At 60.6% G+C, this 22,170-nt stretch carries 21 protein-coding genes; 17 read left to right on the forward strand and 4 right to left on the reverse strand.

Features of this window, described 5'->3' with window-relative positions:
• Positions 1-45: 45 nt before the first annotated feature.
• Together MA884_RS20060 and MA884_RS20065 are read left to right on the forward strand one after the other, a co-directional pair.
• Positions 46-1,038, forward strand: coding sequence for an NAD(P)-dependent oxidoreductase (locus MA884_RS20060; protein WP_256232113.1), 993 nt, complete (start codon positions 46-48; stop codon positions 1,036-1,038).
• Positions 1,039-1,146: 108 nt separating this feature from the next.
• The gene (locus MA884_RS20065; protein ID WP_256232114.1) at positions 1,147-2,031 is read left to right on the forward strand and encodes an ATPase; all 885 of its coding nucleotides are present in this window, start codon (positions 1,147-1,149) and stop codon (positions 2,029-2,031) included.
• A 230-nt stretch (positions 2,032-2,261) separates the two neighbouring features.
• On the opposite strand, the gene rapA is transcribed toward MA884_RS20065, so the two are convergent.
• Complete coding sequence (rapA, locus tag MA884_RS20070) at positions 2,262-5,108, reverse strand: RNA polymerase-associated protein RapA (protein ID WP_256232115.1); 2,847 nt, start codon at positions 5,106-5,108, stop codon at positions 2,262-2,264.
• A gap of 248 nt (positions 5,109-5,356) precedes the next feature.
• Between rapA and MA884_RS20075 the strand changes: the two genes are divergently transcribed.
• The 3 genes from MA884_RS20075 to ccoM all read left to right on the forward strand — a co-directional run bounded on the left by MA884_RS20075 (position 5,357) and on the right by ccoM (position 6,219).
• Entirely contained in the window at positions 5,357-5,698 is a 342-nt protein-coding gene (locus MA884_RS20075) for an aspartate-semialdehyde dehydrogenase (protein ID WP_256232116.1), read from the forward strand.
• 94 nt (positions 5,699-5,792) lie between these two features.
• Complete coding sequence (locus tag MA884_RS20080) at positions 5,793-5,954, forward strand: hypothetical protein (protein ID WP_256232117.1); 162 nt, start codon at positions 5,793-5,795, stop codon at positions 5,952-5,954.
• Between the two features lie 148 nt (positions 5,955-6,102).
• A complete protein-coding gene (gene ccoM, locus MA884_RS27890; protein ID WP_025212288.1) occupies positions 6,103-6,219 on the forward strand; it encodes a cytochrome c oxidase subunit CcoM in 117 nt (38 codons plus the stop codon).
• A gap of 250 nt (positions 6,220-6,469) precedes the next feature.
• Here the strand turns inward: ccoM and MA884_RS20085 are convergent, their stop codons facing one another.
• Entirely contained in the window at positions 6,470-7,945 is a 1,476-nt protein-coding gene (locus MA884_RS20085) for an inorganic phosphate transporter (protein WP_256232118.1), read from the reverse strand.
• A gap of 365 nt (positions 7,946-8,310) precedes the next feature.
• Positions 8,311-8,511: a hypothetical protein gene (locus tag MA884_RS20090; protein ID WP_047228318.1), complete on the reverse strand. Its 201-nt coding sequence runs from the start codon at positions 8,509-8,511 to the stop codon at positions 8,311-8,313.
• A gap of 288 nt (positions 8,512-8,799) precedes the next feature.
• On the opposite strand from MA884_RS20090, the gene MA884_RS20095 reads away from it, so the two are divergent.
• The 12 genes from MA884_RS20095 (at position 8,800) to pcaC (ending at position 20,115) form a co-directional block, all read left to right on the forward strand.
• Positions 8,800-8,994, forward strand: a complete 195-nt coding sequence (locus tag MA884_RS20095; RefSeq protein WP_256232119.1) for a hypothetical protein — start codon at positions 8,800-8,802, stop codon at positions 8,992-8,994.
• Between the two features lie 91 nt (positions 8,995-9,085).
• Positions 9,086-9,928 carry a pca regulon transcriptional regulator PcaR gene (pcaR, locus tag MA884_RS20100; RefSeq protein WP_256232120.1) on the forward strand — a complete coding sequence of 281 codons (843 nt, stop codon included), beginning with the start codon at positions 9,086-9,088 and terminating at the stop codon, positions 9,926-9,928.
• A 285-nt stretch (positions 9,929-10,213) separates the two neighbouring features.
• Positions 10,214-11,560: an MFS transporter gene (locus tag MA884_RS20105; RefSeq protein ID WP_256232121.1), complete on the forward strand. Its 1,347-nt coding sequence runs from the start codon at positions 10,214-10,216 to the stop codon at positions 11,558-11,560.
• Between the two features lie 232 nt (positions 11,561-11,792).
• Positions 11,793-12,650, forward strand: coding sequence for a CoA transferase subunit A (locus MA884_RS20110; protein ID WP_256232122.1), 858 nt, complete (start codon positions 11,793-11,795; stop codon positions 12,648-12,650).
• The gene (locus MA884_RS20115) at positions 12,647-13,429 is read left to right on the forward strand and encodes a CoA-transferase subunit beta (protein WP_256232131.1); all 783 of its coding nucleotides are present in this window, start codon (positions 12,647-12,649) and stop codon (positions 13,427-13,429) included. The genes MA884_RS20110 and MA884_RS20115 overlap by 4 nt, the downstream gene beginning before the upstream one ends.
• The gene (pcaF, locus tag MA884_RS20120) at positions 13,426-14,631 is read left to right on the forward strand and encodes a 3-oxoadipyl-CoA thiolase (protein ID WP_256232123.1); all 1,206 of its coding nucleotides are present in this window, start codon (positions 13,426-13,428) and stop codon (positions 14,629-14,631) included. The genes MA884_RS20115 and pcaF overlap by 4 nt, the downstream gene beginning before the upstream one ends.
• A gap of 37 nt (positions 14,632-14,668) precedes the next feature.
• Complete coding sequence (gene pcaH, locus MA884_RS20125) at positions 14,669-15,373, forward strand: protocatechuate 3,4-dioxygenase subunit beta (RefSeq protein WP_256232124.1); 705 nt, start codon at positions 14,669-14,671, stop codon at positions 15,371-15,373.
• A 1-nt stretch (position 15,374) separates the two neighbouring features.
• The gene (gene pcaG / locus MA884_RS20130) at positions 15,375-15,941 is read left to right on the forward strand and encodes a protocatechuate 3,4-dioxygenase subunit alpha (RefSeq protein WP_047228311.1); all 567 of its coding nucleotides are present in this window, start codon (positions 15,375-15,377) and stop codon (positions 15,939-15,941) included.
• Between the two features lie 251 nt (positions 15,942-16,192).
• Positions 16,193-17,488 carry an MFS family transporter gene (locus MA884_RS20135; RefSeq protein WP_256232126.1) on the forward strand — a complete coding sequence of 432 codons (1,296 nt, stop codon included), beginning with the start codon at positions 16,193-16,195 and terminating at the stop codon, positions 17,486-17,488.
• A gap of 45 nt (positions 17,489-17,533) precedes the next feature.
• Complete coding sequence (locus MA884_RS20140; protein ID WP_256232127.1) at positions 17,534-18,898, forward strand: 3-carboxy-cis,cis-muconate cycloisomerase; 1,365 nt, start codon at positions 17,534-17,536, stop codon at positions 18,896-18,898.
• 12 nt (positions 18,899-18,910) lie between these two features.
• Positions 18,911-19,711 carry a 3-oxoadipate enol-lactonase gene (gene pcaD, locus MA884_RS20145; RefSeq protein ID WP_256232128.1) on the forward strand — a complete coding sequence of 267 codons (801 nt, stop codon included), beginning with the start codon at positions 18,911-18,913 and terminating at the stop codon, positions 19,709-19,711.
• Positions 19,712-19,722: 11 nt separating this feature from the next.
• On the forward strand, positions 19,723-20,115 hold the full coding sequence (pcaC, locus tag MA884_RS20150; protein WP_122566795.1) for a 4-carboxymuconolactone decarboxylase: 393 nt from the start codon (positions 19,723-19,725) through the stop codon (positions 20,113-20,115).
• A 281-nt stretch (positions 20,116-20,396) separates the two neighbouring features.
• Here the strand turns inward: pcaC and MA884_RS20155 are convergent, their stop codons facing one another.
• On the reverse strand, positions 20,397-21,650 hold the full coding sequence (locus MA884_RS20155) for an OprD family porin (RefSeq protein WP_256232129.1): 1,254 nt from the start codon (positions 21,648-21,650) through the stop codon (positions 20,397-20,399).
• Between the last annotated feature and the right edge of the window lie 520 nt (positions 21,651-22,170).

A 22,170-nucleotide genomic window follows, 5' to 3' on the forward strand; every position in this document is an offset into this window, starting at 1 on the left:
GATTGGCTTGAGGCTTTTAGCTCGAATCTGATTTTAGGAGTCTTCATGAAAATTCTGGTCACCGGCGCAAGCGGCTTCATCGGCGGGCGCTTTGCGCGTTTTGCCTTGGAGCAGGGCCTGGATGTGCGGGTCAACGGTCGCCGGGCCGAGAGCGTGGAGCACTTGGTGCGTCGCGGGGCGCAGTTCATCCAGGGGGATCTGAGCGACCCATTGCTGGCCCGCGACCTGTGCCTGGGCGTAGACAGCGTCGTGCATTGCGCCGGGGCCGTGGGGCTCTGGGGCCGCTACCAGGATTTTCATCAGGGCAACGTCCAGGTCACGGAAAATGTTGTTGAAGCCTGCCTCAAGCAGAAGGTCCGGCGCCTGGTTCATCTGTCGTCGCCCTCCATTTATTTCGACGGCCGCGACCATCTGGACCTGACCGAAGAACAAGTGCCCAAGCGCTTCAAACATCCCTACGCCGCCACCAAATACCTGGCCGAACAGAAAGTCTTCGGTGCCCAGGAGTTCGGCCTCGAAGTGCTGGCCCTGCGCCCTCGTTTCGTGACCGGCGCCGGCGACATGAGCATTTTTCCCCGGCTGTTGAAGATGCAGCGCAAGGGCCGCTTGGCCATTGTCGGCAACGGGTTGAACAAGGTGGACTTCACCAGCGTGCAGAACCTCAATCAAGCGCTGCTCAGCAGTCTTTTGGCCAGTGAATCGGCCCTTGGCAAGGCATACAACATCAGCAACGGCACGCCGGTGCCGTTGTGGGATGTGGTCAATTATGTGATGCGACAGATGGAAGTCCCACAGGTCCGGCGTTATCGTTCCTACGGGTTGGCCTACAGCGTCGCCGCCCTTAATGAAAGCTTTTGCACGTTATGGCCGGGCCGTCCCGAACCGACGTTGTCGCGGCTGGGCATGCAGGTCATGAACAGGAATTTCACCCTGGACATCAGTCGGGCCCGGCATTATCTGGATTACGATCCACAGGTCAGCCTGTGGACCGCTCTTGATGAGTTCTGCGCCTGGTGGAAAGCCCAGGATGCCCGCTGATCGCCCCGTCATGAACCGAGTGCCAGGTTCGGGGTCAATCGGTGCGGCGGGCGAGGGGGTTATACTCGCCGCATCAAGCCATCACCGGTTTCCCAAAGGTTGAACCCAATGCCCATGCGTAACGATGCCAACGACGACTTCGATGATGTACCGAGCTTGCGGATGCGGGCCGACATTCCCGATGACGATGATTTTCTGCCTGAGCGCGAACGTCCGCCCCACGTGCAAGCGCGCCCGGCACCCGTTGCGGCGGCCAAGGTCAAGGGCCCCAGCACCGGGCCGCTGTGGGCGCTGGTCGGTGCGCTGTTGTGTGCGCTTGCCTTCCTGGCGTGGTGGAGCTTCCAGCAGATATCCCTGATGGAACAGCAACTGGTGGCCACCCAGGAAAGTTTCGCCCGTATCAGTGAGGATGCGGCGGGGCGCTTGCAGGACATTTCCGGCAAGGTTGTAGCCGGTCAGTCCAACGTCATGAGCGACAGTGAAGCCTTGAAGTTGCAGATCAAACAGCTGGAAGTAAAGCTTCAGGATCAGGGCAAGCAATTCGACAGCAAGCTGCAGGAGCAGTACAAACAACAGATGGTCGCGTTCGGTCCGTCCGCCGACCTGGACAAGGAACTGGCCCAGATCATTGCCCAGACCACTGAGCAGCAGAACACCAACACTCAGTTGCAAGCTTCCAACAAGGAGCTCCAGGACCAGGTCAAGGCGCTGGCGGCTGAAGTTTCCGCCCTGAAAAACCAGGGTGAGGATGGTGCTCTCGATGCCCGGCTCAAGAGCATCGGTGCCGACATCACCGCCCTGAAACGTGCCACCTCCAACTCTGCCATCGACCGCCTGGAACAGGACATGATCGTGCTCAAGAGCCAGCAGGACAACGGTGGCACCAGCACTGCAGAGTTCGACGCCTTCCGCGGCCAGGTCACCCGCAACATCAACACGCTGCAATCGCAGATCCGTAACCTGCAGCAGCAACTCGGCAGCCGGGCTCAGTGACGAAGCTGTAGTCGCGCGCGGTGGGTTCAGTCAGTTTGCATCAGTGACTGATGTGCCACCGCCATCGCGAGCAGGCTCGCTCCCACATTGTGAGCCGTTGGCGCCTGCAAATTTTCAGCCGCTGCAAACCGGTGGACGAGCTGATCCTTGCGCTGATCGGCAAGCGGGACGAAACAATGCACAAAAAAGGCCCGCATCGCTGCGGGCCTCTTGTTGAGTCGCTGTGGCAATCAGCCCGCCACCAGCACCCGAATCGCCTCCAAACGCAGCGCTGCCTTCTCAAGCATCGCCAAACCTTGCTCGCGCTGTTGGCGCAGGGCCACCAACTCGCTGTCGCGTACGGTCGGATTGACCGCTTGCAGGGCGGTCAGGCGCGCCAGTTCCTCGTCGGTATCGGCCGCCAGGCGACGCTGGGCTTCGGCCACGCGTTCGGCGTGACGCGTGGCGATCTTCTCTTCGCCGGCGTTGATCCGTGGCGAGAGCTGGTCACGTTGGGCCTGGATGAACTTGTTGGCGCTGGCTCGGGGCACGCTCTCCAATTGATCATTCAGGGTCTCGAACGAGACACGGGCTGCGAGGTCGTTACCGTTGGCGTCCAACAGGCAGCGCAGGGCGGCCGGCGGCAGATAACGGCCCAACTGCAGTGAGCGCGGGGCAACCACTTCACTGACATAGAGCAGTTCCAGCAACACAGTGCCGGGCTTGAGGGCCTTGTTCTTGATCAGCGCTACGGCGGTATTGCCCATGGAGCCGGACAACACCAGGTCCATGCCGCCTTGCACCATCGGGTGTTCCCAGGTGATGAACTGCATGTCTTCGCGCGACAGTGCCTGGTTGCGGTCGTAGGTGATGGTCACGCCTTCGTCGTCGCCCAGCGGGAAGCTGGCGTCGAGCATTTTTTCGCTCGGCTTGAGGATCAGCGCGTTGTCCGAATGGTCCTCGCTGTCGATGCCGAATGCATCGAACAGGGTTTCCATGTAGATCGGTAGGGCGAACTGGTCGTCTTGTTCAAGAATGGCCTCCACCAGCGCATCGCCTTCACCGGCACCACCGGAATTGAGCTCCAGCAGCCGGTCGCGGCCGGTGTGCAGCTCGGCCTCCAGGCGTTCGCGTTCGGCACGGGCTTCGTCGATCAGTGCTTGCCACTGGCCATCGTCGGCTTCTTCCAGCAATGGCAGCAGGCGCGGGCCGAACTGATGCTGCAAGGCGTTGCCGGTCGGGCAGGTATTGAGGAACGCGTTCAGGGCCTCGTGATACCACTGGAACAACCGCGCTTGCGGGCTGGTTTCCAGATACGGCGCGTGCAGCTCGATGGTGTGTTTCTGGCCGATCCGATCCAGACGACCGATTCGCTGCTCCAGCAAGTCCGGGTGCGACGGCAGGTCGAACAGCACCAGATGGTGGGCGAACTGGAAGTTGCGGCCTTCGCTGCCGATTTCCGAGCAGATCAGCACCTGGGCACCGAACTCTTCGTCGGCGAAGTAAGCCGCCGCGCGGTCGCGCTCCAGGATGTTCATGCCTTCATGGAACACCGTCGCCGGGATGCCGGAGCGCACCCGCAAGGCATCTTCCAGGTCCATGGCAGTCTCGGCGTGGGCGCAGATCACCAGCACTTTGGTGCGCTTGAGCATCTTCAGGGTGTCGATCAGCCACTCGACCCGTGGGTCAAAACGCCACCAGCGTTGTTCTTCGCTGGCGTCCGGCTGAGCCTGGAAGCTGACTTCCGGGTACAGCTCGGCGTGATCGCCCAGGGGCAGTTCGAGGTATTCATCCGGGCATGGCAGCGGATAGGCGTGCAGCTTGCGCTCCGGGAAACCCTGGACGGCGGCGCGAGTATTGCGAAACAGCACGCGGCCGGTGCCGTGGCGGTCCAGCAGCTCACGGACCAGGCGGGCGCTGGCTTCTACATCACCATCATTGACGGCGGTCAGGAGCGCTTCGCCTTCGTTGCCCAGGAAGCCGTGGATGGTTTTGTGGGCTTCGGGCGAGAGACGGCCCTTGTCCAGCAGCTCCTGCACGGCCTCGGCCACCGGGCGATAATTCTCGCTCTCGGCGCGAAAGGCCTTGAGGTCGTGGAAACGGTTCGGGTCCAGCAGGCGTAGACGCGCGAAGTGGCTGTCCTGGCCCAGTTGTTCCGGGGTCGCGGTCAGCAGCAGCACACCCGGGATTGTCTCGGCAAGCTGTTCGACCAAGGCGTAATGCGGGCTGACCTGGTCTTCGTGCCAGACCAGGTGGTGGGCTTCGTCGACTACCATCAGGTCCCAGCCAGCGGCAAACAGCGCGTCCTGGGCCTTCTCGTCGTCCACCAGCCACTCCAGCGCCACCAGAGCCAGTTGAGTGTCTTCGAACGGGTTGCTGGCATCGCTTTCGATGAAGCGTTCTTCGTCGAACAAGGCGACCTGCAGGTTGAAACGCCGACGCATTTCCACCAGCCACTGGTGCTGAAGGTTTTCCGGCACCAGGATCAGTACGCGGTTGGCGCGGCCGGAGAGCAGTTGACGGTGGATGATCAGGCCGGCTTCGATGGTCTTGCCCAGGCCCACTTCGTCCGCCAGCAATACCCGTGGCGCAATGCGGTCGGCCACTTCCCGGGCGATGTGCAACTGGTGGGCGATGGGCTGGGCACGGACGCCACCCAGGCCCCAGAGCGGCGATTGCAACTGGCGGCTGGTGTGTTCCAGGGTGTGGTAACGCAGGGAAAACCACGCCAACGGGTCGATCTGGCCGGCGAACAGACGGTCGCTGGCCAGGCGGAACTGGATAAAGTTCGACAGCTGGGTTTCCGGCAGGGTAACAACTTCGTTCTGCCCATTGAGGCCGTGGTAGACCAGCAGCCCATCGACGTCATCGACTTCGCGCACAGTCATTTTCCAGCCTTCGAAGTGAGTGATCACATCGCCCGGCGAAAACCGCACACGGGTGAGGGGCGCATTCCGTAGCGCGTACTGGCGAGTGTCGCCAGTGGCCGGATAGAGCACGGTCAACAAGCGGCCGTCCTGTGCCAGAACGGTGCCTAAACCCAGCTCGGCTTCGCTGTCACTGATCCAGCGTTGCCCCGGTTGATACTGCTGCGCCATGCTGCCTGACTCCCGCCTTGAAAAAGCCGGTTATCTTAACGGAATGATCCCTCAGACCAAAGGATTTACGTAGACATCGGGCTGCCATCGGCATTGATTGCTTACCGGCGGTGCGGAACTAAAGTGTATTGAGTGATCAAACGAGCTCGGCCCGGCCTATTGTGATAATGCCAACCGGGTCACAAGTTTCAGACCAGCGGTTCAAGCTGTCACCGCCTCAGCCGACAACCTGAAGACAGGAGACCTTTATGTTGCCACCCATGCTCCCCTTGAGCGCCGTACCCGTCACCGCTCAACAGGATCCGGTCCGCCAGCGACCGGACATACCGCCCGTGGTCCCGGTGCAGCAAAGCTCCAACGAAAGCACCATCGACCTGCAAAAGCGTGACCCGGAAGAGACCGCGCTGTTATTGCGCGAGGAGCAGCGCCGCCAGCAGGAACGCAACAAGCGCCGCCGCGAAGCCGACGAAGATCCCGAAGAGCACCTGGCCGTACCGGGTACTGAACTGAACGCCGATAACACTGTGCCAGTGGTGCCGCTGGTGGAAGGGGAGGAGCGTCAGGGTTTGTGGGTCGATATCCAGGTCTGATCCCGGTTTTTGTCGACGCACGCAGGCTGGTCAACCCGGTCAACAGCCCTCATCATGGGAACATCCGCAGTTCACCGTACGATGCCGACACGCCATGAGCCAAGACGACAAACTGATCGACCTCAGCGCTGAGCGCGCCAAACGCGTTCACGACCTCAACGAAAAACGCCTTAACGAAGTCCGCCAGGCTTTCGAGCAAGCCATGCCATTAGGCAAGGCCAAGAAAAAGCCGAAGAAAAAACCGAAGAAACGCTGACACTACCCCCTCGATCCATTGATGCAGATCAGTTATTTCCTCTCCTTTTCGCCGCGTTGCGAGCGTTATTGACCCCGGTCAATTTTCATCCAGGCCTGATTGGTTAACTTGAACCCATCGCAACGGGGGCAAGACCAGGAGGCCAGTCATGTTTTTCGATAATGTGGTGTTTGCCGGGGTGTTGACCGTCGGCCTCATGTTCGTATTTTTCGCAGGTTTTGGATTATTCATCTGGAAAGACGCACACAAGCGCAAAAAGCCATAGGTTTTTCCGGCGACAACGAGCACGCAAGGCATTTTGGGCGACTTCGGTCGCCCTTTTTTTTACATTTTTTTGTTCCACACACAACAACTGTGGGAGCGAGCCTGCTCGCGATGGCGATGCATCAAACAATGCAGATGTGTCTGACCCGACACTATCGCGAGCAGGCTCGCTCCCACAGGAAGGGTGGTGTCTTGGGCATAAAAAAAGGTGCGATCCGCAAGGGTCGCACCTTTTTTACGAGCCGCTGATATCAGCTGCCGAGGGCCTTGGACGCCAGCCAGAACAGCGCGGCCGAGAGGGCCACCGTCGCCGGCAGGGTCAGTACCCAGGCCAGCAGGATGGTCCGTACCGTGCCACTTTGCAGGCCGCTCTTGTTGGCAACCATGGTGCCTGCCACGCCGGACGACAGCACATGGGTGGTGGATACCGGCAGGCTGAAGATATTCGCCGCACCGATCATGCACGCGGTGGTGATTTGCGCAGACATGCCTTGGGCGTAGGTCATGCCTTGCTTGCCGATCTTCTCACCGATGGTCAGTACCACACGCTTCCAGCCGACCATGGTGCCCAGGCCCAGGGCCAGGGCGACTGCCAGAATCACCCAGAACGGGGCGTATTCGGTGGTGGCGGTCAGGTCCTTGCGCAGCTTGTTCAAGTCATCTTTTTCACGGGCGGCGAGCCCTGGCAACTTGCCAACCTTCTTCGCCGTGTCGTCCAGGCAGAGCAGGTAACGACGCACTTCGATGCGGCTTTCCGACGGCAACGAGTGGTAATCCGCCACGCCTTTGAGCGTGTCGAGCAGGGCTGCGATGGTGGGTTCGGTCTGCTGCGGGTTGCAACGGAATTTCTCTGGCAGATCACCCTTCACGCTTTTGCCCAGCGCCAGGTATTCACCCAGGGATTCGCTGTTGCGCTGGTAGAACTGGCTCAGGTGCAAAGTCGCGTCGCGGGTTCGCTCGATCTGATAGGTGGTGCTGTTCAGGTCAAGCACGAACTGTGCGGGTACGATACCGATCAGCACCAGCATGATCAGGCCGATGCCTTTCTGGCCATCGTTGGAGCCGTGGACGAAGCTGACAGCCATGGCCGAAATCACCAGCACCAGGCGATTCCAGAACGGTGGATGCTTCTTGTCGTCGATCTTGCGGCGCTGTTCCGGCGTCTTGTGCATCTTCGACAGGGGGCGCCACCACTTCAGGCCAATCAATACCAGGGCGGCAACCAGGAAGCCTGCCATGGGGGAGAACACCAGGGAGGCACCGATATCGATTGCCTTCTGCCAGTTCACCCCGTCGGCCAACGGGATATCGTTGATCAGCGCGTTCGCCAGGCCCACACCGAGGATCGAGCCGATCAGCGTATGGGAACTGGAGGCCGGGATACCGAAGTACCAGGTGCCCAGGTTCCAGGTGATGGCTGCTGCGAGCAGCGAGAACACCATGGCCAGCCCGTGTCCGGTGTTCACATTGATCAGCAGTTCTACCGGCAGCAGGTGAACGATGGCATACGCCACGCCCACACCGCCCAGCAGCACGCCGAGGAAGTTGAACACACCGGAAAAGAACACCGCCAGATGAGGCGGCATGGCTTTGGTGTAGATAACAGTGGCCACCGCGTTTGCGGTGTCATGAAAGCCGTTGATGAACTCGAAGGCGAGGACAAAGGCCAGGGCGAGCAAGAGGCTCACAAGCACCCAAGCATCCAGTCCGCTGAATAAATCGATCATGAAGGTTTTCTGACCCGGTCGTAAGGGGGCGCGATTATGCCAGAAAACCTCGGTAATCGATGCATTGCCTGCTCATCGGTAACATTCTTCAATGAAATAATTTGTCGGAGACCCATCGGACCCAGGGTTTTAACGGGTTGTGCAACCCATTGATTCTTGAGTGGAAAGAGCAAAGGGCTGGGGTTGCCCCGGCGCTGAAAGGGCCTTGAGCGGTTGTGCGAAAAATCTGAAATGAAGGTCAGTCATGGGTATTCCTCGACGGTTGTCGGGGAAATGGCGGCCCGCTCATGACGGGCGTCCAGTACGGGGGGGGCGGCCAGGGTGTTGACCGGATGCCGCTTCACAAGAACATCAAACCCGGAGCGTCATCGCTCTTCCGCTTTGAGTTCCTGTTCCATTTTCTGAAGTTCCTGGGTAAAGGCCTGGTCCTGAACGGTGGCGCGTTTACGCCAAGGCTTGCGTTCTGGTTCAGGTTGCGCGGCGTAGGTGGTGATTTCCCCGCCGTAAACTTCCTTGTAACGTTGTTCCTGGCGCTCAAGTTCCGCGCGCAGTTCGTCTTTCGTCACAGTCTTACCTAATGGATTGAATTGATCTGGTGATACGCACTGCATGTAGACATGCAGACGGCCACGGCACCAGAACTGACAGCTGACGTAGCATCAGAACTTTCGTATATCGCCGATACGGGGAAGCGCCATCCGGGTGCTTCAGGCACCGGCTGCCGGCACCATGCAGGATAGAAACCTGCAATGCCTGCGGACGGGAGCGGTCGATTGCCGTTCCGTCACTGGGGTGCATTATAGCGGCCTGCCCGAAGAACACTATCGGGAAAAGTTAAAAGAGTTTGTTGTTGTGTGAATCAATATTTGTATGAGCAACTTGTGGCCATTAGGTCTCGGGTGTTGACAGGCCATGTCGGTATCCTGACGCCAAACTCGGCAATACGTTCAATACTGCGTGTCGTGCCTCAACTTATTTATCAAGCCAGCCACGCCGCTAAGGTCAAAGCGGAGGTCGATGGTATCGCGCTGATTGCGATTATCGGTTGAGGGTTCGATAATCGAACGGTCCTGGTGGTCAGCTCTTGTCTGTCCTTGGGCAGCCGCTTGTAATAGCCGTCATTCCCCGGAAGGACCAGACATGAACGACCAAATGCGCAATGCCTTCACTTCTGTAGCGCCACCGATCGTCGCCTCGCCGGCCAAGCGGATCCAGGCTTTGACCGGAGATCCGGACTTCATGACGTCCCTGGCCCGCGGGTTGGCCGTGGTCCAGGCGTTCCAGGAGCGCAAGCGGCACCTGACCATCGCCCAGATCAGCCACCGCACGGAAATTCCCCGCGCCGCCGTCAGGCGTTGCCTGCATACCTTGATCAAGCTTGGCTACGCCACCACTGACGGACGGACCTATTCGCTGCTGCCCAAAGTATTGACCCTGGGTCATGCCTATCTGTCATCGACGCCCCTGGCCGTGTCCGCGCAACCGTATCTGGATCGCATGAGCGAACAGCTGCATGAGGCCTGCAATATGGCGACGCTAGAAGGCGACGACATTCTTTATATCGCCCGTTCAGCCACCACCCAGCGGTTGATATCCGTGGACCTGTCCGTCGGTGGACGCCTGCCGGCCTATTGCACCTCGATGGGCAGGATTCTTCTGGCGGCGCTGGACGACGCTTCCTTGCGTGATTACCTCGACCATGCCGACCTGCAAGCCAAGACCAGCCGGACCCTGCATACCCCCCAAGCTTTGCTGGAGTGTTTGCAAGAGGTGCGGCAGCAGGGGTGGTGCATCGTCGACCAGGAACTGGAACAGGGGCTGCGTTCCATTGCCGTGCCAGTCTACGATGCGTCCGGGCAGGTGGTGGCGGCGCTGAATGTCAGTACCCATGCCGGGCGGGTCAGCCGCAACGAACTGGAACAGCGCTTCCTGCCGGGCCTGTTGGGGGCCAGCCGCGACTTGAGCGCGCAACTGTTCACTTAAGCTGTTCGATAAACGCACAGAGTTGCCGCTGACGAATTGACGGTATTTGCCTCGGCTCATTAATGTCGCGACAGCGTCATCCGGCGTGATCGAGCCTGGCTCGAGCGATGGATGGCGACCCCATAATAATGAGAGGCACACCTGCCATGCATACCTCCCTCGGCCTTCACCTTGACGATCGACCGGCCTGCCAGATCGTTCGCTAACCCAACACCTTCTTTACAGCCTTCCGGTTTTTTGCCGGCCTCTGTTCGCCTGCGTTTTCTTGCGTGGAATAAAAACAAGATGAACCAACCCCAGACCTCCGTAGGCAATTGCCTTGACGTGCAGTCCTTCATCAACGCTCAACCCATCTCGCGCTATCAGTGGCGGGTAGTGATTCTGTGCTTTCTGATTGTTTTTCTCGACGGCCTCGACACCGCGGCCATGGGTTTTATCGCTCCGGCGCTCTCCCAGGACTGGGGCATTGATCGCGCCAGCCTTGGGCCGGTTATGAGTGCCGCACTGATCGGCATGGTCTTCGGTGCACTCGGCTCCGGTCCGTTGGCGGACCGCTTCGGGCGAAAAATTGTGCTGGTAGGCGCAGTCGTGCTGTTCGGCGCGTTCAGCCTGGCATCGGCCTACAGCACCAATATCGATCAATTGCTGGTGCTGCGTTTTCTGACCGGCCTGGGATTGGGCGCCGGCATGCCGAACGCCACCACCTTGCTGTCGGAATACACCCCGGAGCGTAAAAAGTCGTTGCTGGTGACCGGCATGTTCTGCGGTTTCAACCTGGGTATGGCCGGTGGTGGATTCATCTCGGCCAAGTTGATACCGGCATTCGGCTGGCACAGCCTGCTGCTGATCGGCGGGATCCTGCCGTTGATCCTGGCGGTGGTGCTGGTGTTCTGGCTGCCGGAGTCGGCCCGTTATCTGGTGGTGCGCAATCGCGGCACTGACAAAGTGCGCAAGACCCTGGCCCCGATCGACCCGAATACCGTCGCCCAAGCGGCGAGCTTCAGCGTGCCGGAACAGAAAACCGTAAAAGCGCGCAATGTGCTGGCGGTGATTTTCTCCGGCACCTACAGCGCCGGTACCTTGTTGTTGTGGCTGACCTACTTCATGGGGCTGGTGATTGTTTACCTGTTGACCAGTTGGTTGCCGACTCTGATGCGCGACAGCGGCGCGAGCATGGAGCAGGCGGCGTTTATTGGGGCGTTGTTTCAGTTCGGCGGCGTATTGAGCGCGGTCGGTGTGGGTTGGGCGATGGACCGATTCAATCCGCACAAGGTCATCGGCATTTTCTACTTGATGGCCGGGATATTTGCCTACGCGGTAGGGCAGAGCCTGGGCAGCATCACCTTGCTCGCCACGCTGGTGCTGGTGGCCGGTATGTGCGTCAACGGCGCGCAATCGGCGATGCCGTCGCTGGCGGCGCGGTTCTATCCGACCCAAGGCCGGGCCACCGGTGTGTCGTGGATGCTGGGCATCGGTCGTTTCGGCGCGATCCTCGGCGCCTGGATGGGCGCCACGCTGTTGGGCCTGGGCTGGAACTTCGAACAGGTCCTGACTGCCCTGGTCATTCCCGCGGCCCTGGCGACTGCAGCGGTGGTGATCAAGGGCATGGTCAGTCATGCGGATGCGACGTGAGGCAATGATCTGAACCATGGCGGGAGACCTGTGGGAGCGAGCCTGCTCGCTCCCACAGGCTCAGGGGTGTCGGAGAAATCGATAGCCAAACAACAATCTGTTCGATAAACGAACACTCAGTCGATTATCGGATTGTTTGGCTTTCACCCTCAGCTTAATCTTCAGTCACTCCGGCGCCTGACCTCGCGCCTTATTCTTCATATCGGTTTACTGAAAAACGGGAGCCTGCCCCATGGCTGAAATCCTTTCGCTGCACGACGCGGTGAAGCAATTCGTCAATGACGGCGATACCGTCGCGCTCGAAGGCTTCACTCACCTGATTCCGACGGCAGCAGGTCATGAAATCATTCGCCAAGGCAAGAAAGATCTGACCCTGGTGCGGATGACGCCTGACCTGATCTACGATCAGTTGATCGGTGCCGGTTGTGCTCGCAAGCTGATTTTCTCTTGGGGCGGCAATCCTGGGGTGGGCTCCCTGCACCGGCTGCGCGATGCCGTGGAAAAGCAATGGCCGCACCCGCTGGAAATCGAAGAGCACAGCCACGCCGACCTGGCCAATGCCTACGTCGCCGGGGCCTCGGGCCTGCCATTCGCGGTGCTGCGGGCCTACGCCGGCTCCGACCTGCCAAAGGTCAATCCGCTGATCAAAAGCGTGACCTGCCCCTTCACCGGTGAAGTGCTGGCTGCCGTGCCATCTGTGCGCCCGGACATTACGGTGATCCACGCTCAAAAAGCCGACCGCAAGGGCAACGTCCTGTTGTGGGGCATTCTCGGGGTGCAGAAAGAAGCCGCCCTGGCCGCCAAGCGCTGCATCGTCACCGTGGAAGAGATTGTCGATGACCTGAACGCGCCAATGAACGCCTGCGTCCTGCCGACCTGGGCGTTAAGCGCGGTGTGCCACGTACCGGGCGGCGCTCATCCTTCTTACGCGCACGGCTACACCGAACGTGACAACCGTTTCTACCAGGCGTGGGATCCGATCGCCCGGGACCGTGAGACCTTTACCGCATGGATCAACGAATACATCCACGCAACGAAAGATTTCAGTGAATTCCAGGCCCGACTGGCTGCCACTTCGCAGGTGAAATAATGACGTACTCCACCAATGAAATGATGACCGTCGCCGCGGCCCGTCGATTGCAGAACAATGCTGTGTGCTTCGTGGGCATCGGCCTGCCATCGAAGGCAGCCAACCTGGCGCGGCTGACCTCGTCACCGGATGTCGTCCTGATTTACGAATCCGGTCCGATCGGGGCCAAACCCAGCGTATTGCCCCTGTCCATCGGTGATGGTGAGCTGGCTGAAACTGCAGACACTGTCGTACCCACCGGTGAGATTTTTCGCTACTGGTTGCAGGGCGGACGCATCGACGTCGGCTTCCTCGGTGCAGCCCAGGTCGACCGTTTCGGTAACATCAACACCACGGTGGTGGGTGACTACCATCAGCCAAAAGTCCGTCTGCCAGGCGCCGGCGGCGCCCCGGAAATCGCCGGTTCGGCCAAGAGTGTATTGATCATCCTCAAGCAGTCGGCGCGCTCGTTCGTCGATAAGCTGGATTTCATCACCTCGGTCGGTCACGGCGAGGGTGGGGACTCCCGTAAACGCCTGGGCCTGCCGGGCGCAGGCCCGGTAGGTATCATCACCGACTTGTGCATCATGGAACCGGAAGCCGGCAGCCATGAGTTCGTGGTCACCGCGCTGCACCCCGGCGTGACCCGCGAGCAAGTCGTTGCCGCCACCGGTTGGGCGATTCGTTTTGCCGACCAGGTGCAAATCACCGCCGAGCCGACCGAAACAGAGCTGCGCGCACTGCGCGATCTGGAAGCTCGCACCGCCGCGGCTCACGGCCAGGCACCGGGAGAAGCGTGATGCGTGACGTTTATATCTGTGATGCGATTCGAACCCCCATCGGTCGCTTCGGTGGCGGTTTGTCCGCGGTGCGCGCCGACGACCTGGCCGCCGTACCGATCAAGGCGTTGATGGCGCGTAACCCGTCAGTGGATTGGAATGCCGTGGACGAAGTGTTCCTCGGCTGCGCCAACCAGGCCGGTGAAGACAACCGTAACGTGGCGCGCATGGCGCTGCTGCTGGCTGGCCTGCCGCAGAGCATTCCCGGCGTGACCCTCAATCGCCTCTGCGCCTCGGGCATGGACGCCATCGGCACGGCGTTCCGCGCCATCGCCAGCGGCGAAATGGAATTGGCCATCGCCGGCGGCGTGGAGTCGATGTCCCGCGCACCGTTTGTGATGGGTAAGGCCGACGCAGCGTTCTCCCGCAACATGAAACTGGAAGACACCACCATTGGCTGGCGTTTCATCAACCCGTTGATGAAAACCCAGTACGGCGTGGACGCGATGCCCCAGACTGCCGATAACGTGGCCGATGACTATGCGGTGTCCCGCGCCGACCAGGACGCTTTCGCCTTGCGCAGTCAGCAGCGCACGGCGGCGGCCCAGGCCGCAGGTTTTTTCGCCGAAGAAATCGTCCCGGTGCGCGTTGCCCACAAGAAAGGCGAAACCGTGGTCGAGCAGGACGAGCATCCTCGCGCCGACACCACGCTGGAGACCTTGAGTAAACTCAAGCCGGTCAACGGTCCGGACAAGACTGTCACCGCCGGCAACGCCTCGGGCGTGAACGATGGCGCGGCGGCTATGATCCTGGCTTCAGCCGAAGCGGTGAAGAAGCACGGGTTGACGCCTCGGGGCAAAGTGTTGGGCATGGCCAGCGCTGGCGTGGCACCCCGGGTGATGGGCATCGGCCCGGTGCCCGCAGTGCGCAAGCTTACTGAGCGCCTGGGCCTGGCGGTCGCAGACTTTGATGTGATCGAGCTCAACGAAGCTTTCGCCAGCCAGGGCCTGGCGGTGCTGCGCGATCTGGGCCTGGCGGACGATGCGCCGCAGGTGAACCCCAATGGCGGCGCGATCGCCCTTGGCCATCCGCTGGGTATGAGCGGAGCGCGGCTGGTGCTGACGGCGCTGCATCATCTGGAAAAGACCGGCGGCAAGAAAGGCCTGGCGACCATGTGTGTCGGCGTCGGCCAAGGTCTGGCGTTGGCAATCGAACGCGTCTGACACGTCGTTCTACTAATAAGAAACCGAGGAATGCTTCATGACTGACAAGCCTGGTTATCGTCGCCCCCAAGCGGGCAGCCAACCGGAGTACCTGCACCCGCCGTACCAGTCCACCAACCTGCGTTCGCCGTCCAAGCCGTTGGTGTACCTGCCCCATTCGCTGTCGGAAATTACCGGACCGACCGTAGGTGCCGATCGCCTGCAGGAGAAGGACAGCGACCTGACTGCCCAGCATGTCGGCGAGCCACTGGGGGAACGCATTATCATTCATGGACGCGTGCTGGATGAGCATGGCCAACCTGTGCCGGGCATCCTGGTAGAGATCTGGCAGGCCAACGCCGCCGGTCGCTACAACCATGATCGTGACCAGCACGACGCGCCGCTGGATCCGAACTTCACCGGCACCGGTCGCACGGTCACCGACGCCGAAGGCTGGTACCAGTTCCAGACCATCAAGCCTGGCGCCTATCCCTGGGGCAACCACCACAATGCCTGGCGCCCGGCGCATATCCATTTCTCACTGTTTGGCCCGAGCATCCTGACGCGCTTGGTGACGCAGATGTATTTCCCCGGCGACCCGCTGCTGGCCTACGACCCGATCTACAACTGCGTGCCGGACACCCGCGCCAAGGAACGCCTGATCGCCAGTTTCGACCTGGAAAAAACCATTCCTCACTACGCCCTCGGTTATCGCTGGGACATCGTATTGCGCGGCCGCGATGCCACGCCGATGGAGAAATAAGATGACGCTCACCGCCACCACCTCCCACACCGTCGGTCCTTACTACCACATCGGCCTGACGTGGCTGAACCGCGAAGACCTGACCGTCGCCCAAACCCTCGGCCAGCGCGTGGCGATCACCGGGCAGGTGATCGACGGCAACGGCGAGTTCGTCAATGACGCGATGCTGGAAGTCTGGCAGGCCAACGCCGCCGGAAAATACGCGCACCCGGAAGACGACCAGGACAAACCCCTGGACCCGAATTTCGAAGGCTTTGGCCGGGTGCCGGTGGATGCCGAAGGACGTTTTCGCTTCACCACCATCAAGCCGGGCTCCGTGCCGGGCCTTGGCGGTACGACCCAGGCACCGCACCTTGTCGTGCTGGTGTTCGCCCGCGGCCTGGTCAAGCATTTGCTGACGCGAATCTACTTCGATGGCGAACAGGCCAACGAGACCGATCCGCTGTTGGCCTGCGTGCCCGAGGAACGTCGCGCCACTATCGTGAGCAAGCCCGATGCTTCGGGCGTGTATCAGTGGAACGTGGTCCTGCAGGGGACAGATGCCGAGACGGTGTTCTTCGATTATTGAGTGACGGGGCATCCTGTGGGCAGAGATTGCTCCCGCTCGGCTCTGTAGGAGCTGGCGAAGCCTGCGATCTTTTGATCTTTCACTTGAAACTCAAGTGATTGGGACAAGATCGCAGCCTCGCTTCGCTCGGCAGCTCCTACAGGAGCGAGCTTGCTCGCGATGGCGGCGCCACTGCTTGAAAGACTGTTTGTGGAACGGGACTGTTACAAAGTGTGTCTAGAGTTGTTCAGTCCCCAACGAGTGAGTAACCCATGGCCGTCCCAATCAGTCACTACACCGGCGAAGAACGCAGCAAGCGCATCTTCGCCATCGTCGGCGCCTCATCCGGCAATCTGGTCGAATGGTTCGACTTCTACGTCTATGCGTTCTGCGCAATTTATTTTGCGCCAGCGTTCTTCCCGTCGGACAACCCCACGGTGCAACTGGTCAACACCGCGGGTGTGTTCGCCGCCGGGTTCCTGATGCGACCTATCGGCGGCTGGATTTTCGGCCGGGTGGCGGACCGTCACGGGCGCAAGAACTCGATGATGATTTCGGTGCTGATGATGTGCTTCGGCTCGTTGCTCATCGCCTGCCTGCCCACCTACAAGGACATCGGCGTCTGGGCGCCGGTGCTGCTGTTGCTCGCGCGCTTGCTGCAAGGCCTGTCGGTGGGCGGTGAATACGGCACCACGGCCACCTACATGAGCGAAGTCGCTCTCAAGGGCCAGCGCGGTTTTTTTGCCTCATTCCAGTATGTAACGCTAATCGGCGGGCAATTGCTGGCAGTGTCGCTGGTGGTGGTCCTGCAACAGTTTCTCAATGAAGACGAACTGCGCGCCTACGGCTGGCGGATCCCGTTCGTGGTCGGCGCGGTGGCGGCGTTGATCTCTCTGTTGCTGCGCCGCTCCCTGAAGGAAACCAGCAGCAAGGAAATGCGTGAGAACAAGGACGCCGGCAGCATCGCCGCGCTGTTTCGCGACCACAAGGCCGCATTCATCACCGTGCTGGGCTACACCGCTGGCGGCTCGCTGATTTTCTACACGTTCACCACTTACATGCAGAAATACCTGGTGAACACCGCCGGCCTGCACGCCAAGACCGCCAGCTACATCATGACCGGTGCGTTGTTCCTCTATATGTGCATGCAGCCGCTGTTCGGCATGCTGGCGGACAAGATCGGTCGGCGTAACTCCATGCTCTGGTTTGGCGCTCTGGGCGCGTTGTGCACAGTGCCGATCCTGCTGACCCTCAAAAGTATCAGCAGCCCGTTCCTGGCGTTTGTGCTGATTACCCTGGCACTGGCGATCGTCAGCTTCTACACCTCCATCAGCGGGTTGGTGAAAGCTGAAATGTTTCCACCTGAAGTGCGGGCGCTGGGAGTAGGGTTGGCCTATGCGGTGGCGAATGCGATTTTTGGTGGCTCGGCCGAGTACGTCGCCCTGAGCCTGAAGGCCCAAGGCATGGAAAACACCTTTTATTGGTACGTCACGGTGATGATGGTGGTGGCGTTTCTGTTCAGCTTCCGCCTGCCCAAGCAACCGGCGTATTTGCATCACGACCTTTGACCCAACCGCGTCCGACCGAGAGGCGGGCGCATCCAAGGATTGTTTATGAACGAACGACCGGGCAATCAGCTGTTCGATGCCTACTTCACGGCTCGCGAGATGCGCGAGGTGTTCTGCGATGCGGGCCGGGTACAGGCCATGCTGGATGTCGAGGCAGCATTGGCCAGGGCTGAAGCGCGGGTAGGGTTGATTCCCCTGAGCGTGGTGGCGCCGATCGAGAACGCCTGTCACGCCCGGTTGTACGATTTTCTGGCGTTGAGCGAAGCGATTGCCAGTGCTGGCAATTCAGCGATTCCACTGGTCAAGGCCCTCGGCAAGCGCATTGCCGCGCAAGACGCGGAGGCTGAACGCTACGTGCACCTGGGCGCTACCAGCCAGGACGTGATGGACAGCGGGCTGGTGCTGCAATTACGCCAGGCACTGCACCTGATTGAAGGCGAACTGGCGCAACTTGCCGTAACCCTGGCCAGGCAAGCTGAACGCTACGCTGCTACACCGCTGGCCGGACGCACTTGGTTGCAACACGCAACGCCGGTGACCCTGGGCATGAAAATCGCCGGTTGGCTGGGAGCAATCACCCGTAGCCGCCAGCGCCTGAATGAGCTCAAGCCGCGTTTACTGGTGTTGCAGTTCGGTGGAGCCTCCGGAACGCTTGCCGCACTGGGTGAACAGGCCTTGCCCATCGCCGAAGCCCTGGCCGCCGAGCTGCAACTGAGCTTGCCGGAACAACCTTGGCACACCCAGCGCGATCGTCTGGTTGAGTTTGGTTCGGTGCTGGGGTTGATCGCTGGCAGCCTGGGCAAACTGGGCCGCGACATCAGCTTATTGATGCAGACCGAGGCCGGTGAAGCCTTCGAACCCTCGGCACCGGGCAAGGGCGGTTCGTCCACCATGCCGCACAAGCGTAACCCGGTGGGAGCGGCGGTGTTGATTGGTGCCGCGACCCGGGTCCCTGGCCTGTTGTCGACGCTGTTCAGCGCTATGCCCCAGGAACACGAACGCAGCCTGGGCCTGTGGCATGCCGAATGGGAAACCTTGCCGGAGATCTGTTGCCTGGTGTCCGGCGCCCTGCAACAGGCGCGACTGCTGGCCGAAGGTCTGGAAGTGGACGCGGCGCGCATGGCTCGCAACCTGGAACTGACCCAGGGACTGGTGCTGGCCGAGGCGGTGAGCATCGTGCTGGCCCAGCGTGTGGGGCGCGACACCGCGCACCATTTACTGGAGCGATGCTGCAAGCGTGCCGTAGCCGAACAACGTCATCTGCGGGCTGTACTGGGGGATGAGCCCCAAGTCACCGCACAACTGTCCGTCGCTGAGCTGGATCATTTGCTCGACCCCGCCCATTACCTGGGCCAGGCCCAGACCTGGGTCGCTCGCGCAGTAGCTGAACACCTTGCCTTGAACGCCTGAAAGGAGATTGTTGTGGGATTGGTCAAACTCGCCGAAGGCGAACTGAACTATTGCTTCGATGGGCCGCAAGATGGCCCGGTGCTGGTGCTCTCCAACTCCCTGGGCACCGACCTGCACATGTGGGACGAGCAGATCGCCGCCTTCAGTGAACACTTTCGCGTGCTGCGTTTCGACACGCGCGGCCACGGTCAGTCGTTGGTCACAGAGGGCCCGTACAGCATTGAACAGCTGGGCCGCGACGTGCTGGCGATGCTCGATCAGTTGAACATCGACAAGGTGCATTTTTGTGGGTTGTCCATGGGCGGATTGATCGGTCAATGGCTGGGGATCAATGCCGGCGAGCGGTTGCACAAACTGGTGGTGTGCAACACTGCTGCCAAGATTGGCGACCCGTCCGTATGGGACCCGCGGATCGAAACCGTACTGCGTGATGGCAAAGCGGCGATGGTCGCGCTGCGGGGTGCCTCGATTGCCCGTTGGTTCACACCGGACTTTGCCCAGGCTCATCCAGAGAAGGCCAGGAAAATCACCGACATGCTTGCCGCCACTTCGCCCCAGGGCTATGCGGCTAACTGCACGGCGGTGCGCGATGCCGATTTCCGTGAGCAGCTGTCGTCGATTCGCGTACCGCTGTTGGTGGTCGCCGGCACCGAAGATGCCGTGACGCCACCGTCGGGCGGGCACTTTATCCAGGAGCGGGTCAACGGGGCCGAGTACGCCGAATTTCATGCCGCGCACCTGTCCAATGTCCAGGCCGGCGCTGCGTTCAGCGAGCGGGTACTGGCTTTCCTGCTCGATTCCAGTCGTTCTTGAGGGCGTTTTTTGTGGACGAGAAACAACGTTACGACGAAGGCATGCAAGTACGCCGCGCGGTGCTGGGCGATGCCCACGTCGACCGCAGTCTCAATGCCTTGACCGAGTTCAACAGTGAGTTCCAGGAGATGATCACCCGGCATGCCTGGGGCGACATCTGGACCCGCCCGGGCCTGCCGCGCCACACCCGTAGCCTGATCACCATCGCCATGCTGATCGGCATGAACCGCAACGAAGAACTCAAACTGCACCTGCGCGCCGCCGCCAATAACGGCGTGAGCCGCAGCGAGATCAAGGAAGTGATCATGCAAAGCGCCATCTATTGCGGTATCCCGGCGGCCAACGCCACCTTCCACCTGGCCGAGTCGGTGTGGGATGAACTGGGCGTCGAATCACGGACTTAACATCCACCGCCATCCCCTGTGGGAGTCAAGCTTTGCTCCCACACTGAATCTTCAGTGAGCACAAGTTTTGTGCCCGACGCTGATCCTCCTGTGGGAGCGGGCTTGCTCGCGAAGTGGTGGGTCAGTTTGCATTGAGGTTGAATGGGACGCCGCCATCGCGAGCAAGCTTTGCTCCCACGGTGGATCTTCAGTGAGCACACATTTTGTGCCCGACGCTGATCCCCTTGTGGGAGCGAGCCTGCTCGCGATGACGGTGGTACAGCCTCCATCCATGTTGGTTTTTACAGCAAGCTGATCGGATAGCTGACGATCAAGCGGTTCTCATCGAACTCACTGGTGCTGTAATCCCGGCGCATTGTCGAGTTACGCCATTTCACATTGAGGCTCTTCAACGCACCGCTCTGTACGGTGTAGGCCAGTTCGCTTTCGCGACCCCATTCCTTACCGTCGGTGATGGTGCCGGTGTGTACGTTGTCACCGCTGATGTAGCGGTTCATCAGGGTCAGGCCCGGTACGCCGACGGCGGCGAAGTTGAAGTCGTGGCGCACTTGCCAGGATCTTTCCTCGGCGTTGTCATAGCTGGAGTTGTAGCTGTCGTTGGCCAGGGTGCCGCCGCTGGTGCCGTTGACGCGCATCCAGCCGTCGTCGCCACTGAGTTTTTGCAGGCCGACGTAGAAGGTGTTGCCACCGTATTTGGCCGAGAGCATGGCGGACAAGGTTTTGTTGTCCAGGTCGCCGGCCAAGGCGCTGCCTTCTTCCTTACCGATGAAGTAACCGAGGTTGGCGCCCAGGGTCCAGTCACCGACGGGCTGGCTGTGGGTCAGGTTGAAATACTTTTGCTGGTAGATGTCGGACAGTTCGGCATACCAGACACCGACCTGGGTGCGTTTGTCGTTGAAGGCGTATTCGCCACCGCCGAAGTTAAAGCGGTCCGAAAGGAACGCACCGCGGCCGTTCATGGACATGTCTTCCATGCTCGCGTCGTTGCGCATGCTGTTGGCGCGGAACTGACCGCCGTAGAGGCTCAAGCCGCTGATTTCGGTGGAGGTTACCTGGCCGCCGCGGAAGGTTTGCGGCAGGGAGCGACCGTCGTCCGAGCGCAGGATCGGCAGCACCGGCATCCATTCGCCCACCTTCAGTTCGGTTTTCGACACCTTGGCCTTGAGGGCGACACCCAGTCGACCGAAGTCATCGGCCGGACGGCCATCATCGTGCACCGGCAACAATGCGGTATTGGCAGTGCCGCGACCCCCGTCGAGCTTGACCGAGTACATGCCCAGCACGTCCACGCCGAAACCGACCACGCCCTGGGTGAAGCCGGACTTGGCGTCGAGAATGAAACTCTGGGTCCATTCCTCGGCTTTGCCTTGGGCGTTGTCCGGGTTGGTGAAGTTGCGGTTGATGTAGAAGTTGCGCAGGTTGAGATTGACCTTGGCGTCTTCAACAAACCCCGACTCTGCGGCCAGAACGGGCAGGGCGGCGCCAGACAGGGCGATGGCGATAAGGCTGGGAAACAAATGCTGTGTAGGTTTCATGGGCATGTCTCTAGTTTTTGTGGGCAAAGCGGGTCGCTGCCGCAACCTTGGGTTGCAGACGGTGCGGTGGAACTGGGCGGTCAGTTGATCAGCCGGACGAAGTAGGGCGTGTGGGCATGGCGTCGAACCTGTTGTTATTGGTTTTGTGCGAGCGATGGTGAAGGGCCACCCGGGATCGGTTCAATTGCCGTTTACGGGTTTTGGGCGATTATCGAACGGCAAAAACTGATTGGATGGATGTAATCTCTGTGGGAGCGAGCCTGCTCGCGAAGGCGGCCTTACAGCTAGCCAGGGTTTTGTTGATTGCGTACATATCCGTTTCTGCGGTAACGGCCGCTTAGGGTTCCGCCCTGACGGCGGCTCACTTTTGAAAAGCCCGGGAGCCGGCCCAGTCAAAAGTAAGCAAAACGCTCATGCCCCACCACTCGGCACCTCGCCTAGGCTCGGCATGCCCTCACTCCGGCGTTGCTCCGTGGGCCCGCCGCGAAGGGCCATCCATGGCCCAGCGCGGCTATCCCGG

It is taken from the genome of Pseudomonas sp. Q11, assembly GCF_024494355.1.
GTDB classification, from domain to species: Bacteria; Pseudomonadota; Gammaproteobacteria; order Pseudomonadales; family Pseudomonadaceae; genus Aquipseudomonas; species Aquipseudomonas hefeiensis.